This window comes from Bacillus sp. AF23 (assembly GCF_020861455.1).
GTDB lineage: Bacteria > Bacillota > Bacilli > Bacillales > Bacillaceae > Bacillus > Bacillus halotolerans.
Genome location: NZ_JAJHVY010000043.1, coordinates 1 through 1521 on the forward strand (window position 1 = coordinate 1; position 1521 = coordinate 1521).

Genomic DNA, 1521 nt, shown 5'->3' on the forward strand with positions numbered 1-1521 from the left:
TTAGTTCCCAAATCACACACTGTTTTATGTTCCAGCCGCTCATTTCAGCTCTTCTGCCTTTTCCGGGAGGTAACGCTGCTCTTTTCACTTCAGTTTTTGCCCTTGTTTCTTCACTTAACCCAAGGAATTTATATACTCTCTCCCGGTTTCCCGTCATGACAAGCCACTGAGTATGTTTCTGGCGAAGAATGGCTTCAAAAACTTCCGTTCCTTCTGTTGATTCCAACAATCTTTGTCCGCTGGACTTGAGGTACATCCGGCTGCTTTGCTCATCGGCAAAGCCCATCCCTTCACTCTCCCACAGCGGCCAGTTCACCACAACGGTCTTTCCTTTGTGTCGGGTGTTCCGATACGCCCCGTAGCTCATGAGGAATCGGTTTCCGACTGCATAGTCACAGTTTCCGAAATCTCCTATGATCGCTGAGCTTGATGAGAAATAACAGATGAAATCAAGATGCTCTCCCTGTAATGCTTCTTCAAGCGCAAGCGTTCCCTGAACTTTTGGTTCTAAGGTTTTTAAGTATTCCTCGATTTCTTTTTCGAGTATACTTCCTCCACCTTCTATCCCGGCGGCATGGATGACTCCGTCTATATGACCAAAGCGGGCTTTTCCTGCCTGGACGGCTTGTTTCATTTCCTCTGCATGACACACATCGGCACTGTAATACATGACCTCTGCTCCGGCGTTCTGCAGCTGTTCAAGTTTTTCTTTCTTACCCTCAATGCTGCTTCGATTGACAAGAATAAGCTTCGCCTTGTACGCATCAGCGAGCCAGCGGGAGAAAATCATGCCGAGGCCGCCTGCGCCTCCTGTAATGAGGTAGACGCCGCCTTCTTTGAGTACATCTTTTTTTGAGCTTTCTGTCTGAATCGGGGAGATTCTGCTTACCTTTCGGAGACCGTCTTCATACAGAACGCTTTCCGCCTTTTCCGCATGCAGCTCCTTCCACATCGTTTCCGCCCATTCGGCAGCACTTGTCTCTTTAAGATCCGCACAGATGACGTTGACTTTTGAACCCGGCATCACGAGGCCGGCGGACCGCTCGATCCCAATCCAGGATTCCGTATGGCAGCGTTCCAGTCCGTCTCTGTATCCTCCGGCGATCATAACCCTTCCGGTTTTTAATCCCGCTGCCGCCAATCCCTGAAGCATATAGATCATGCCGGACGGATCCGTCACACATTCCGCGTCTTCTGTCGGCCACATATACCATATGGCCTCTGCGTTTCCGGTTTGGGATTTTATTTCCTTCAAGCATTCCGCATAGTCGCTTTTTTCGTTTAAACGAATGGTATACCGATTCTCAGACTCTCTCTTATAGCCTGTCCCGCTGCCGATAAAGACCGGCTTGGCACCGGAACCCAGCTCTTTTAATTTCTCTGTCGCAGCCTGACGGCGGCTTTCATCCGTCAGGAACACAACCACCGTTTTGATGTCCTGTTCCTTCATGGTTAATGCTTCTTCCTGCCATGCCTCTTCAAAGGTCATCATGTCATACTGGTCTGCGGACACCTTCTTCG

The 1521-nt window shown here is 49.6% G+C and carries 1 protein-coding gene; it reads right to left on the bottom strand.

Annotation, left to right across the window (positions count from 1 at the left end):
* On the bottom strand, positions 1-1521 hold a 1521-nt coding region (locus LNN34_RS21740; protein WP_229044596.1), incomplete at both ends, for an SDR family NAD(P)-dependent oxidoreductase.